Origin of the sequence: Pseudomonas cyclaminis (genome assembly GCF_015163715.1) — a bacterium.
In the GTDB taxonomy this organism is placed as follows: domain Bacteria; phylum Pseudomonadota; class Gammaproteobacteria; order Pseudomonadales; family Pseudomonadaceae; genus Aquipseudomonas; species Aquipseudomonas cyclaminis.
On sequence record NZ_JADDUM010000027.1, the window covers coordinates 1 to 13,251 of the forward strand.

General features: G+C 60.3%; 8 protein-coding genes and 3 pseudogenes. 6 read left to right on the plus strand and 5 right to left on the minus strand.

From position 1 onward, the window contains the following. Nucleotides 1-21: 21 nt before the first annotated feature. The 3 genes from IQK56_RS03590 to IQK56_RS03600 form a co-directional block, all read right to left on the minus strand. Nucleotides 22-1,407: a heavy metal sensor histidine kinase gene (locus tag IQK56_RS03590; RefSeq protein WP_122309040.1), complete on the minus strand. Its 1,386-nt coding sequence runs from the start codon at nt 1,405-1,407 to the stop codon at nt 22-24. Further along, nucleotides 1,404-2,078: a heavy metal response regulator transcription factor gene (locus tag IQK56_RS03595; protein ID WP_150676046.1), complete on the minus strand. Its 675-nt coding sequence runs from the start codon at nt 2,076-2,078 to the stop codon at nt 1,404-1,406. The genes IQK56_RS03590 and IQK56_RS03595 overlap by 4 nt, the downstream gene beginning before the upstream one ends. 340 nt (nt 2,079-2,418) lie before the next feature. Next, nucleotides 2,419-3,738: an OprD family porin gene (locus tag IQK56_RS03600; RefSeq protein ID WP_193864112.1), complete on the minus strand. Its 1,320-nt coding sequence runs from the start codon at nt 3,736-3,738 to the stop codon at nt 2,419-2,421. A 225-nt stretch (nt 3,739-3,963) separates the two neighbouring features. On the opposite strand from IQK56_RS03600, the gene IQK56_RS03605 reads away from it, so the two are divergent. The 3 genes and pseudogenes from IQK56_RS03605 to IQK56_RS31655 all read left to right on the plus strand — a co-directional run. Further along, nucleotides 3,964-4,296 (plus strand): DUF2790 domain-containing protein, encoded by a 333-nt coding sequence (locus IQK56_RS03605; RefSeq protein ID WP_122309041.1) that lies wholly within the window; start codon nt 3,964-3,966, stop codon nt 4,294-4,296. A gap of 196 nt (nt 4,297-4,492) precedes the next feature. Then, nucleotides 4,493-5,176, plus strand: a pseudogene (locus IQK56_RS31650) (PAS domain-containing protein); the annotation flags it as partial. A 111-nt stretch (nt 5,177-5,287) separates the two neighbouring features. After that, nucleotides 5,288-5,722 (plus strand): annotated as a pseudogene (locus IQK56_RS31655) (methyl-accepting chemotaxis protein); the annotation flags it as partial. Nucleotides 5,723-5,827: 105 nt separating this feature from the next. Here IQK56_RS31655 and IQK56_RS03615 read toward each other — a convergent pair. Beyond that, nucleotides 5,828-6,637, minus strand: coding sequence for an AraC family transcriptional regulator (locus IQK56_RS03615; RefSeq protein ID WP_122309044.1), 810 nt, complete (start codon nt 6,635-6,637; stop codon nt 5,828-5,830). Nucleotides 6,638-6,773: 136 nt separating this feature from the next. On the opposite strand from IQK56_RS03615, the gene IQK56_RS03620 reads away from it, so the two are divergent. Together IQK56_RS03620 and ddlA are read left to right on the plus strand one after the other, a co-directional pair. Continuing rightward, nucleotides 6,774-7,412, plus strand: a complete 639-nt coding sequence (locus tag IQK56_RS03620) for a LysE family transporter (RefSeq protein ID WP_193864110.1) — start codon at nt 6,774-6,776, stop codon at nt 7,410-7,412. 44 nt (nt 7,413-7,456) lie between these two features. Beyond that, on the plus strand, nt 7,457-8,551 hold the full coding sequence (gene ddlA, locus IQK56_RS03625) for a D-alanine--D-alanine ligase (protein ID WP_150760849.1): 1,095 nt from the start codon (nt 7,457-7,459) through the stop codon (nt 8,549-8,551). Nucleotides 8,552-8,588: 37 nt separating this feature from the next. On the opposite strand, the pseudogene ggt reads toward ddlA, so the two are convergent. Next, a pseudogene (ggt, locus tag IQK56_RS03630) lies at nt 8,589-10,419 on the minus strand (gamma-glutamyltransferase). Nucleotides 10,420-10,681: 262 nt separating this feature from the next. Between ggt and IQK56_RS31010 the strand changes: the two are divergent. After that, a complete protein-coding gene (locus IQK56_RS31010) occupies nt 10,682-13,246 on the plus strand; it encodes an AvrE-family type 3 secretion system effector (protein ID WP_246500134.1) in 2,565 nt (854 codons plus the stop codon). The last annotated feature ends 5 nt before the right edge of the window (nt 13,247-13,251 follow it).

Here is a 13,251-nt window from a genome sequence, read left to right on the forward strand (position 1 = left end):
CAAGCCCGCTCACTACAACTGTCAGGGAAGCGGAAACACCAGGCTGAACCGTGTAAAAACTCCGGGCTGGCTGCTGACGTCGGCGTGCCCCTGATGCAAATGCATGATCGATTGCACGATGGCCAGCCCCAGGCCGGTGCCGCCTTCGGCGCGGGTGCGGCTGCTGTCGGCGCGGTAGAAACGTTCGAACAAATGTGGCAGGTGATGCGCTTCGATGCCGCGACCGGGGTTGCCCACCGACAGCGCGACGCTCTGGTCGTAGGTTTCCACCAGCAGCAACACGCTGGCGCCGCTTGGTGTATGCCGAATCGCGTTGGATAACAGGTTAGAGATGGCGCGCTGGATCATCAGGCGATCCCCTGTCACCCAGGCGTCGCCGCGCAGGCTCAGGGTGACTTGCTTGTCCTCGGCACTCAGGGCGAACAGTTCGATCACCCGCTGCGCTTCGTCACCCAGCGATACTGCCCCAAACTCGGCGCGTGCCGCCGGGTGGCTGACCTGGGCCAGAAACAGCATGTCGGAAACGATGCGCGACAGACGCTCCATTTCCTCGGTGCAGGACTCCAGCCCGGCCTTGTAGTCTGCCGAAGGCCGCTCGCGAGACAGGGTCACCTGGGCCTTGCCCATCAGATTGGTCAACGGCGCACGCAGTTCGTGGGCCAGGTCGTCGGAGAATTGCGACAGCTGCTGCACTCCGGCATCCAGGCGATTGAGCATCACGTTGAAACCCTGGGCCAACTCGCCCAGTTCCTTGGGCAGGTTATCCACGGACAAGCGATGGGTCAGGTCCTGAGTGGTGACCTGGGCCGCCACATGGCTGAACTGCTTCAGCGGTGCCAAACCGCGCTGCACCAGCCACCAGGCGCCCATGCCGATCAGGATCAACAGCAACGGCACGGCGATCACGGTGGAGCGTAGGTAGGCGCTGAGCAACGCTTCATCGTCGGAGCGGTCCAGCGACAGCAATACGCGCACATAGTCGCCACCGCGCAAGGGCATCACATGGGTAGCGGTGAGGATGCGATTGTCGCGACCATCCACCCAATTTATGTAGGTCAGGGTTTTGCCGGCGGGTGCGTCGAGCAACAGCGGCTGCTGGGGTTTGGCGCCCACGCTGAGCAGCGCCGGTGCGTCAGGCTGGGTACCGGTGATGGTCAGGTAAATGTTGTCGTGGCCCATTACCAGGTCCAGCAACGAGTGGGGGCGGGCGGCGATGTCGTGGGGTTTGAGGTCCTGGCGCAGGCTGTGTTCCAACTGCTCCATTTTGTTTTCCAGGCCCTTGCGTGCGAGGTTTTCCAGCTCGTGGGTCAGGGCCAGGTAGGCGAGGGTCGCGAGCAGCACCACCAGCCCTGCGCCCATCAGGCTGACCGTCAGGCCCAGGCGCATCGACAGGCTGCTGGTCTTCATTGGCGCGCTTCCAGCACGTAACCCACGCCGCGAATGGTATGGATCAACTTGACCTCGCTCTGGTCATCGACCTTGCCGCGCAGGCGGCTGATGGAAACTTCCACCACATTGGTGTCGCAATCGAAGTTCATGTCCCACACCAGGGAAATGATCTGCGTGCGGGTCATCACTTCGCCGGTCTGGCGCATCAACACATGCAGCAGGGCGAACTCCTTGGTGGTCAGGTCGATGCGCCGGTTGCCGCGATAGGCACGATGCCGACGCGGGTCCAACTCCAGGTCCGAGACGCGCAGCACCTCCGGCAGCGGGATATGTTCACTGCGCCGCAGCAAGGTGCGCACGCGGGCGAGCAACTCTGGAAATTCGAAGGGTTTGACCAGGTAGTCGTCGGCGCCCATGTCCAGGCCCTTGATCTTGTCGGCCAGGCGTCCGCGCGCGGTCAGCATCATCACGCGCTGGTTGCCCTCGCGGCGCAGTTGCTCCAACACGTCCCAGCCATCGGTGTTGGGCAGGTTGACGTCGAGGATCACCAGTTCATAAGTGTTTTGCCTGGCCAGGTGCAGACCGTCGATGCCGCTGGCGGCGCAGTCGACGACGTAACCGCTTTCGGTCAGGCCTTGCTGCAAGTAATCAGCGGTTTTCTGCTCGTCCTCAACCACAAGGATACGCATGGGGATTTACCTTCAAGGAAACGAAAGGAGATGGCCTCATAGAAGTTCTGAGGAATCTGTAGGAAAACTCTGAAGCCTGAAGTAGCTTTAGGGTCAAGGCAGGTCAGGCTACTGCGACGATTCGTCGCTGGATACGCGCACAAAAAAAACGCCCCAACCGGGGCGTAAAAATTCATCTCTGTTCCAAAGGAGCTACACAAAAGCTGCAGAGATGAAGTGTGTTCGATGTGCAGTATAAAAAGTGCAACTTAACGAGAAGGTGAGGCCGATATTACAGTTCTGACAGACTTCAACTTGTTAAGAGATGTACGGCATTGGCAAGTGAATGTAAGTGGACCGCCTAAAGCACGGCCAACGGATACTCGACAATCACGCGAACTTCTTCCAGGTCCGACTCGAATGCACTTGAACGCACGGTGGCCTGGCGCAGCCTGAGGGATAGATCTTTCAAGTTGCCACTTTGCACCACATATTTGGCTTCGATATCGCGCTCCCAGCGGCGTTGATCGGTAAGCGGGTCGCCGGCCCCGTCGCGGCGCATGTACACCGCGTTGGCGTTGCTGTAATCGGCGCCGGTGCCTTTGGCGTAGCGGGTCATGAACGACAGGCCGGGGATGCCGAAGGCTTGCATGTCCAGGTCATAGCGGACCATCCACGAGCGTTCCTTGGGCGAGTTGAAGTCGCTGTACTGGATCGAGTTGTTGAGGAAGATCGAGTCCGAGTTGCGCAGGTAGTCGAAGTCGTCATTGCCGTTGTTGCGTTGATGGGAAACGGCCAGGCTGTGGGCGCCGACCTTCACGCCGAGCCGGGCGCTCCAGATGGTGTTGTCGAATTCACCGAGCAGTTTTTTACCTTCGTCCACTGCCTTGTAGACGTTGATGTCACCGAACAACGAGACGTCGTCGCTCAGCGGGTAACTGGCGGCGCTGCCGGCGTAATACTGGTTCCACGCGTCCTTGAGGCGGCTGCTGTACAGGCTCAGGCTGAGGTGTTTGTTGAGCTGGTAATCGCCGCCGCCATAGGCGATCCAGGGCGAGTCGACGGGGCCTGCGTAAAACGTGGCGAAGCCTTTGTTCATGCCGCTTTGGGTCGGTTGGCTCATGCCGTCCAGGCGCCCGCCCTGCAAGGTCAGCCCTTCCAGGCTGGTGTTCTGTAAGGTCACGCCGCGAAAACTTTCCGGCAATACGCGTGAATCGCCGTAGGCCACTACCGGTGTGAGCGGGAACACGTCGCCGGCCTTGATCACCGTGTCCAATACGCGCAGTTTCGCTGCGCCGCCGACTTTGCTGTAGCTGTCTTCGGGATGGTTGTTGCTGTCCACCGGCATGACCCCGAACGAGCCCTTGCCGCCGCTGCGACCGGTGCCCGAGTCGAGCTTCACGCCGACCATGGCAAACGCGTCCAGGCCAAACCCCACGGTGCCTTGGGTAAAGCCGGACTCGAATTTACCGATCAATCCCTGGGCCCAGGCCTCGGAATAGCCATTGCCGGTTGGGCTGGACTGGCCCTTGCGGTCGTCCCGATTGAAGTAAAAATTGCGTGCGAGCACATTGATGCTGCTGCCTTCGATAAACCCTTCGGCCTTGTCTTCCACGGCCACAGCGGCCAGGGGCAGCGCGGCGCACAGTGAAAGGGGAAGGCTGTAATAACGGATATGCATGTTTCGCTCCTCGGTATTGGCAGTGATCAGCTTCTTATGGAGGTGGGCGTTCTTATTGATCTGGCCCGGGCTGATAGTTGCAAACCGTGGATAACGATCAGGTGGCTTGAACATTACAATTCTGGAAACTCACCGGCATCTAACAAATAAGTAATGTTCTGGTGAACCTCGTGACAGGGTGGGGTGGTTAGTCTCGGCACTGAACTTTCAGACGAGGAATTAACCATGAACGTTTATCGCATTGGCCTGGGTGTATTGATTGCAACGTTGTCATTGGGAGCGCTGGCCGAAAACGGCGGTGATCGCACCTTTGCCCTGATGATGGAGCGCAATGAAAAGGCCATGGCCGCCTATGCCGAAAAGCAGGGCAAGCCGGCGCCTCAGGTGCAGGTGTATCGCTATGGCATGGACCTGGACATTGCCAAGGTGGTTAGTGTCACGCCGCCGATCCGCGCCTGTAACCCGGTGCCGTCACGCATGACCTATGAAGACTCCAGCGGAGCCCTTAATACATTGGAGTATCAAGTCATGGGCGTGTGTCGAAATAACGGCGGTTAATGGCGTCAAAAAAAAGAGTCCGGTGTGGCACTGAAGTACGCTTCAGAAAAGTCCCTCAGGGCCGATGCAGGTCAGATCACTCTCTCCAATTGACCATCGGTGCCTAATGTTCAACACCCGTTTGAAGCAGGAGCTTTCGGCTCTTCGCGAAGAATTGTCCAGCTTGCAGCAGGTCAAGGAGAGCCTGGAAAGCGAAATGTTGTGCCTGACGCTGGACGCCGATGGCCGGGTGGAATGGGCGAATGCCAATTTCCTGCAGGAACTGTCCTATCAGTCGAGCAACATTGTGGGTCGCCCTATTGAAGACTTGGTGCCCGTCCATGTGCGCCGGGATCAGTTCCAGCAGCGCTTCAACAATGCCCTGCGGCGCGGCGAGCATTTCGCCGGGACCGTGCGGCTGATGTGCGGTAATGGCCAGGAAGTGTGGCTGCGCTCAATCGTGCAGCCGGTGCGCAGTTCCGATGGGCGCGTCAGGCACTTTTCGATTTACTCCAGCGACCTTACCCGCACCATCGAAGCGTCACGCGAGCATGAAAACCTGATCGCCGCGCTGGTACGCTCCACCGCCGTGATCGAGTTCGACCTGGGCGGCCATGTGCTCACCGCGAACGATCGCTTTCTCGCCGGCATGGGGTACAGCCTGGCGCAGATCAAGGGCAAACATCACCGTATGTTCTGTGAGCCGCAGGAATACAACAGCGACGAATACCAGAGCTTCTGGAAGCGACTGAACAACGGTGAGTTCGTCGCATCGCGTTTCAAACGTGTGGACAGCCGTGGCCAGGTGGTGTGGTTGGAAGCCACCTACAACCCAGTGCTGGACGCCAACGAGCGGCTGTACAAAGTGGTCAAGTTCGCTACGGTGATCACCGATCAGGTCAACCGTGAACAGACGGTGGCCGACGCCGCGAACATCGCTTACAGCACCTCGCTGCAAACCGACAGCAGCGCCCAGCGCGGCACCACGGTGGTGACCCAGGCGGTCGAGGTGATGCGCGACCTGGCCACGCATATGCAACAGGCCGGTGAAGGCATCGAGGCGCTGAATGCGCAATCCCAAGTCATCGGCACCATCGTCAAAACCATCAGCGGCATCGCCGAGCAGACCAACTTGCTGGCGCTTAACGCGGCCATCGAGGCGGCGCGTGCCGGCGAGCAGGGTCGCGGTTTTGCGGTAGTGGCCGATGAGGTGCGCCAACTGGCGTCACGTACCAGCAAAGCCACCGAGGAAATTGTCGGCGTGGTGCGTCAGAACCAGGACATGGCCCGCGACGCCGTGGCGCTGATGACCGACGGCCGCCTGCAAGCCGAGCAGGGCCTGGCCCTGGCGGCGGAGGCGGGTACTGTGATCGTGGAAATCCAGGACGGCGCCCAGAAGGTGGTCAGCGCCGTAGGGCAATTCGCAAACAAGCTATCTTCCGGGTGATCGGAGATCAACTGCAAGCGGTCAGCCTAAAACCCAAGGGCGCACCCGATCTCTGAAACAACATCAGGCAAATGTGCGGGTGGGCGTGCATTTCAAGTCGCTGACTCAGCGCCCCAGCATCTTCACCCAGCGCGACGGCGGCATGCCGTAGGTACTGCGAAACTGCCGGGTCATGTGACTCTGGTCGGTGAATCCGGCGGTCAAGGCCGCATCGACCAATGAACGCCCTTGGGCCAGCAGGCTGCGCACCAGGTCCAGGCGGCGCATGGTCAGGTAGCGATAGGGGCTGGTGCCGAACAGCACACGAAAATCCCGCGACAACGCCCAGCGGTCACGGCCGGCGTGGTCGGCCATTTCATCCAGGGTGATGCTGCGGCCCAGGGCGCTGTGGATAAACTCCCGGGCGCGTTCGGCGGCCACGTAATCGAAGGCCTTGCGGCTGACGATGGCCCCAGCGGCATTGCTCAGTGCATGGGCCAGGTCGAACATCGCATCCTGTTCCTGCAACGGGTCAATCGGGTGATCAAGGTTCTGCAGCAGCACTTCGCTGGCGCGGAACAGCCTTGGGTCAGTGGATAAACCACTGGGGATAAACGGCAGCGGCTTGCCGCCGAGAATCTGCTGGATCAGCGACGGCTCCACGTAAATCATCCGGTACTTGAAACCCTCGTCGCTGCCGGCGTGGCCGTCGTGGGTCTCATCGGGATGGAGCACCATGGTTGTGCCGGGCAGGCTGTGGATCATGTCGCCGCGATAGTGAAAGCTCTGCACACCCGACAAGGTTCGCCCGATGGCGTAGGTGTCATGGCGATGGGGGTCGAACGCAAAGCCCGCAAAGTACGCCTCGATACGGTCCAGGCCGCTGGCGTGCGGGGCGCGGTGCAGCCAGTCGAAGTTGGGGGTCGGTTTGCCCATGGTGGCTTGTCACAAAAAGAGAGGGAATTACGTTAACTCAGTCTGCATCGCCTGTCTGCCGGGGTCTTGTACGATTGTGCAGGCGACGGGGGCGGCCTATGCTGCTGGCTCGTGATTGCCCTGATGGAGCGCCCGCATGGAAGTTCTCAACCCCGCCTACGTGGCGCCCCTGGCCTCGCTGGCCATGCTGTGGACGGTGGCGGTGGTGACACCCGGGCCCAATTTTTTCAACACGGCACAGTTGGCTGCCAGCTGTTCGCGCCGCCATGGCGTGGTGGCTTCCGCGGGTGTGTCCACCGGCACCATCATGTGGGGGCTGGCGGGTGGCCTGGGCATCAAGTCGCTGTTTACCGCTGCGCCCATGTTGTACCTGGCGTTCAAGATCATTGGCGGCTGCTACCTGATTTACCTGGGTTTGAAACTGTTCAAGCGCTCGGCACCGGCCATGGGCCGTCACCTGTTGCCGGAAGATGCGCAACGTTCGCTGTTTTCCGCCTGGCGCCTGGGGTTATTGGGCAATCTGTCCAATCCCAAGGCCGCATTGTTCGTCGCCACCATCTTCGCCTCCACCATGCCGCCGTCACCGTCACCGATGCTGCTGACCCTGGCGGTCATCACCATGGCTACCCTGTCGTTCAGTTGGTATTCCTGCGTGGCGCTGGTGTTTTCCAGTGCACATATGGCCAGTCTCTACAGTCGCTCACGCAAATGGCTCGATCGTTTTGCCGGCGGTTGCTACGTGTTGTTCGGCGCACATCTGGTAGCAAATCGCTGACGGCCCGTGGTAAGAAGCCTGACGTTTATTTGTGAGGTCGGGTCATGAGCAAGCTGCGGGTCGGTATTATTTTTGGGGGCCGTTCGGCTGAACACGAAGTGTCGTTGCAGTCGGCGCGCAATATCGTCGATGCGCTGGACCGTTCGCGCTTCGAGCCCGTCCTGATCGGCATCGACAAGGCTGGTCATTGGCACCTCAACGACACCTCGAACTTCCTGATCAACCAGGAAAACCCGGCGCTCATCGCCCTCAACCAATCCAACCGCGAACTGGCGGTGGTGCCCGGCAAAGCCAGCCAGCAAGTGGTGGAAACCTCGGGCAACGGCCTGCTGGCACACATTGATGTGATCTTCCCCATCGTCCACGGCTCCCTCGGCGAAGATGGCTGCCTGCAAGGCCTGCTGCGCATGGCTGACCTGCCTTTCGTCGGCTCCGACGTGCTCGGTTCGGCGGTGTGCATGGACAAGGACATCAGCAAGCGCCTGCTGCGCGACGCCGGCATTGCGGTGACGCCGTTCATTACCCTGACCCGCAGCAACGCTGCGCGCACTTCCTTCGAAACGGCGCTGAATAAACTCGGCCTGCCGATGTTCGTCAAACCGGCCAACCAGGGTTCGTCGGTGGGCGTGAGCAAAGTGGCTAATGAAGCCGAATACCACGCGGCGGTTGAGCTGGCCTTGGGTTTTGATGAAAAAGTGCTGGTCGAATCGGCCGTGCAAGGCCGTGAAATCGAATGTGCCGTCCTCGGCAATGAGCACCCCATCGCCAGCGGTTGCGGCGAGATTGTCGTGAGCAGCGGTTTCTATTCCTACGACAGCAAATACATCGACGACCAGGCGGCCCAGGTGGTGGTGCCGGCGGTGATCAGTCCCGAGGCCAGCGAGCGGATCCGCCAATTGGCCATCGAAGCGTTTGAGGTATTGGGCTGCTCGGGCCTGGCGCGCGTCGACGTGTTTCTTACGGCAGGCGGGGAAGTGCTGGTCAATGAAATCAACTCACTGCCAGGCTTCACCCGCATCAGCATGTACCCCAAGCTGTGGCAGGCGGCGGGCATGAGCTACAGCGAGCTGGTAAGCCGCTTGATTGAGCTGGCGCTGGAGCGGCATGCGGGGCGCAAGGGGCTGAAGATCAGCCGCTGACTTACCACGCCTCGCCACAGGGGAGGCTGTGTGTTCATCAATCCCCCAGGGCTTCACCCTCACGCCGAGGATCCGCGCCGCCGCTCAGCGACACCTTGCCCTGAGCATCCCGCGTGCGAACAATCGCCTGCACGCCGCTGGTCATATCAATCTCGCTCAGCGCATGGCCTTTGTCCTTCAACGCCTGCTTCACGCCAGGGCTGAACAAACCGGCCTCCAACTCGGTAGCGCCATTGCGGCTGCCGAAGTTGGGCAGGTTGATGGCGGCCTGTGGGTCGAGCTGCCAATCGAGCATGGCCACCAGGGATTTGCTCACGTATTCGATGATTTGCGAGCCGCCCGGTGAACCTACCGTGGCCAGCAGCTCACCGCTTTGGCGGTCGAACACCAGCGTCGGCGCCATGGCCGAACGCGGGCGTTTGCCGGGTTGCACGCGGTTGGCGACGGGCTGGCCGTTTTCTTCGGGGATGAACGAAAAGTCGGTCATCTGGTTGTTGAGCAAAAAGCCCTGGACCATCACATGTGCGCCAAACGCGGCTTCCACGGTGGTGGTCATCGACACGGCGCCGCCCCAGTCATCCACGGCCACCACTTGCGAGGTGGAGATGCGCAGCGGCGAGCGGTCCGGCGCGTAGGCCACTTGAATGCCCGCAGGCTGGCCCGGTTTGGCGATGCCCCATGCTGCGTTCACCGATCAACGCGGCGCGTTGGGCCAGGTAGTTCGGCGCGACCAGGCCAGCGACCGGCACCGGCGTAAAGTCCGCATCAGCCACATACAGCGCGCGGTCGGCGAAGGCCAGGCGACCGGCTTCGGCGATCAGGTGCACGGCCTCGGGCATTGGCTCAAGCCCGGCAGGCGAGGCGCTCTTGATCGGCGTCATCGGTGCAATAGCCAGACGCGGATCGCGGGCTTCCAGGGCCTGCAATGTTCCGAGGATCTGCGCGACTGCAATCCCACCTGACGACGGCGGCGGCATGCCGCAGATTTTCCAGCGTTTGTAGTCGGTACACAGCGGTTCACGCTCCTTGACCGCGTAAGTCTTGAGGTCGGTCTGGGACAGGCTGCCAGGATTGCGATTGCTCTGTACTTTGCGGGCGATCTCATAGGCAATCGGCCCGTGGTACAACGCGTCCGGCCCCTCTGTGGCGATGCGCCTGAACACGGCGGCCAGCGCCGGGTTTTTCAGCAGCGTACCGGCGGCTTTGGGCGTGCCATCGGCATTCAGAAAGTAGGCGGCCATCTCTGGCGAATGCGCCATAAAGCGGTCTGCTGCGATCAGGCTGTGCAAGCGCGGTGAGATCGTGAAGCCTTGCTCCGACAAGCGAATCGCCGGTTCAAACAGCTTGGCCCATTGCAGGTGGCCGGTCTTCTTATGGGCCATTTCCAGGGCCCGCAACACACCGGGCGTGCCCACCGAGCGCCCGCCGATCTGCGCGTCGGTGAAGGCCATCGGCGTGCCGTCGGCATTGAGGAACAATCGCTGCGTCGCCCCGGCCGGTGCCGTTTCGCGGCCGTCATAGGCGTGCACCTTTTGCCCATCCCACAGCATGATGAACGCACCGCCGCCGATGCCGGAGGATTGCGGCTCCACCAAGGTCAACACCGCCTGCATGGCGATCGCCGCATCAATCGCCGAACCGCCTTGGAGCAACATCTCTCGCCCGGCTTCGGCGGCCAGCGGGTTGGCGGCGGCGGCCATATGCCGTTGCGCGTGTTGCGTGGTCAGGTCGGTGCGATAGCCCGAGCCCAACTCCGGTGCCGGTGGTTGTTCGTTGACTGGGGTGTGGCAGGCCACAAGGGCCAGGGCTGCGGCGATAACCGACAACCGACGGCGGGAAATCGAAAACACGTGCTGAACTCCGTTCATTGTGTAAATGATCTGGTTTTCCTGTTGGCCCACTTCGGTTCTGCGCGATTGGAACCAATAGTTGTAAATGATCACTAGGCCTCTATGTTTTAGCCTATTCCAGGTTGGTGCTATGCGAAGAGAACTAGAGACTTTGACCCATACGCAGCTTCACCTTGGCGAACATTCGTCAGGACGTAGCCCTCGCGAAAGTACCCCTCTCAGACTGCCGACATTGCCGGTCATGCAACCGTCTCATTATCAAACGCTGAACCCCGCTTCAATGTTGTTCAACCTCAGCCTCAATGAGGGGCAACTGCGGCCTGACATGACCTCTATAGGCCGTGATATCGCCCAGCAGCTTAACGCGTTAAACAAGCACTATACCGCCGATGGTCCCTCTACAGCAGGCAGCAACACCCTGCGTTTCAAGGATGAGCGGCAGTATCTGTTTCATATCCAGTCTACGCCGGCTGTCGCGGCGGTCCTCAAGAGCAGCCGGCCCGTTCCTTCCGACGGCGCAGGTTCTCTATCGCCAGTGGCGAGCCCCGGCCGCGCACATTTGGGGAGCGTCAGTGGTGTGCAAACGACTGCCGAAGGAGACCAATTCCGGTTGGACCGTGGGCGCCTGCATCGGTTTGAACCGACCACTTTGTCATGGTTGCCTGACGCCGACACCCGTGCATACAGTCGTATCGGGCTGAGCAGCGAGGGGCAGTTGTTGAAGACGGCCCTGGGGGCTCTGGACAGCAGTACAGCGGGGCGCGCCGCGGTTGTGTTGAGCGAGGTTCAGGGGGCGTCGACTTTGCACATCCGTGGTGCCGGTGAATCGACTTTACGTCCCGTTGGTGCCGCTGGAGAACCTGTGTCGCTCCTGCGGATCGGGCTGGCCGGCAGCACTCTGTATGGTGCGACCGCCGACGGAGAACTGGTCCACGCCGATGTTCGTCAGGCTCGGGGCGGTCTGCTACCGATGGCCGCGCATCCGGTCGAATCACTGGAACAGGCACTGAGGGGGGCCGTCAGAGTCGAAGGGTTTTTTCATGATGACGCAGGCCAGCTCAATGCTCAGGTTCGCGACGCTCGTCAGCAATTGCATAGCGTTCCCTTAGGGGACGCCACCGTGTTGTATCCACAGTGGAACCTCAGTGACGTCTCGGTCAAAGGCATCGAAAAAGGCCTGCCTTTGCCCAGTCAACAGGCGTTGACAGCAGCGGTTGATCTTGGGGCGCGAGGCAAGGTCGCGCTTGATTCAGGCGCACTGTTAGCCTGGGACGTGGGGGCGCAGCGCTGGCGCAACGCTGCGCAAGGGGGCGTCAAGCACCTGGAACGTGGTCTGGATGGCCGCGCATATGTGTTGCAAGAGGGGCAACTGAAATCCGTGGACATCCAAAAAGTGCGTGACCTGGTTTTCGAAGGTGCCAGCAACGACTTGGCGGCTCTTCCTAAACCACGGCCTCAAGTGGCACTGGACGAAGTACTCGCGGGGACCGATCAAAACCCCATCACCTGTTTCGCGGTAGCCGACGGCCGCAATTTTGTAACTATCAATAAAGACAACGAACTCAAGGTTCACCAGGACGGTCTGGTTACCCCGTTACAGTTGTCACCGCTGCTTGCGGTAAAAACACTGGCGCTGGATCACGAAGCAAATCTCTACGCACACAGTCAGGGTGACGAGCTGTTCAGGCTGGATCGCGAGGCCTGGCAAGTCCGTGCCGGGGGCGCGCAAAGCTGGACCAAGGTTGAGTTGCCGCAGCGTCACCCCCTGGAGTCTTTGCGGATGGGGGCTGACAAACACTTGATTGGCGGTTGGAACAAACAGTTCCATCGACTGGACAACGCGGCCCCCACGTCATTCCAATGGGGACCGTTGCAATCGGTGCAACCCGTATCGTTGTTGGCCGATACCTTGGCGGACTCTCAAGTACGCGCACGACTTTCAGGCGGTGCGCTGACGGTCAGCAGTCATGTGATGGGGCAAACCCGTGAAGGGATCCCCCTCAAACGCAATTTTTTCCAAGGGATCAAAGCGCACTTTCATCCCTTGGAAGCCCTCGTTCAAAAAGGCAAGGATATTCAGCATAAGGTGAACGGCCGGAAGGGGATGTCGCTCGTCTACGCGGACGACAAACGACTGCACCAGCAGCTCGAGCCTCTCTCGAAGACCAAGCCTGTTGCTGCTGATCTGTGTGCACGCCTTACGGCTCTGAGTGAGCGAGGGCCCCGGCAAGCGTTGGCCAAACAGATCAGCCAGGCGCTGACCAGGGTGGAGCAAAGCAGTCAGTCAAGCGCACGTCTTCTGGGGGATGTGCATGGGCTGACGCTTAACCTGCGGCCTACACTGAGCCGGACAGTGGTCAACCCTGAGTCAACGCTGCATCGACTGTATGAGGCGTTCAAACGGGTTTCACCTTTTTCGGAAAAAACCACCGCGTCGATGTTGGCCAACTTCGAAGGGCAGAATTTGACATTGCCCCAATGGAAACCAGAACGTACGCGAGATCTCGGCCACCGTTCGGCCCTCATCGAGGGCGATCTGATTCATCATGCAAGCACGCTTGGCAAACTGGTGGGTCTGGCAGAGGAACTCGACAGAGTCTCTGGCGATAGCCCCAGTGCCCTGAAGCGCCTGGAAGCATCATTGAGTGAGGTCATCAAAGATTTTGACGAGAGCCCGTTGCATAAGTTGTCCAGTCAGAAAATCGTCAGTTACGACCAGGCGGAAACCCTTTACGACAACTTCAAGTTATTGGCCAAGGATCTCGGCACGCCGGGATCGCCTTGCATTGGCACCTTTCGAATCTGCTGGGATTACCTGCTGATGCCTCCATCAGTGACGCATTGACGCAA

Coding starts and splice junctions, on each gene's coding strand:
- ddlA (WP_150760849.1), top strand. CDS start 7,457: ATGAGCAAGCTGCGGGTCGGTATTATTTTTGGGGGCCGTTCGGCTGAA.
- IQK56_RS03595 (WP_150676046.1), bottom strand. CDS start 2,078: ATGCGTATCCTTGTGGTTGAGGACGAGCAGAAAACCGCTGATTACTTG.
- IQK56_RS31010 (WP_246500134.1), top strand. CDS start 10,682: ATGTTGTTCAACCTCAGCCTCAATGAGGGGCAACTGCGGCCTGACATG.
- IQK56_RS03615 (WP_122309044.1), bottom strand. CDS start 6,637: ATGGGCAAACCGACCCCCAACTTCGACTGGCTGCACCGCGCCCCGCAC.
- IQK56_RS03620 (WP_193864110.1), top strand. CDS start 6,774: ATGGAAGTTCTCAACCCCGCCTACGTGGCGCCCCTGGCCTCGCTGGCC.
- IQK56_RS03590 (WP_122309040.1), bottom strand. CDS start 1,407: ATGAAGACCAGCAGCCTGTCGATGCGCCTGGGCCTGACGGTCAGCCTG.
- IQK56_RS03600 (WP_193864112.1), bottom strand. CDS start 3,738: ATGCATATCCGTTATTACAGCCTTCCCCTTTCACTGTGCGCCGCGCTG.
- IQK56_RS03605 (WP_122309041.1), top strand. CDS start 3,964: ATGAACGTTTATCGCATTGGCCTGGGTGTATTGATTGCAACGTTGTCA.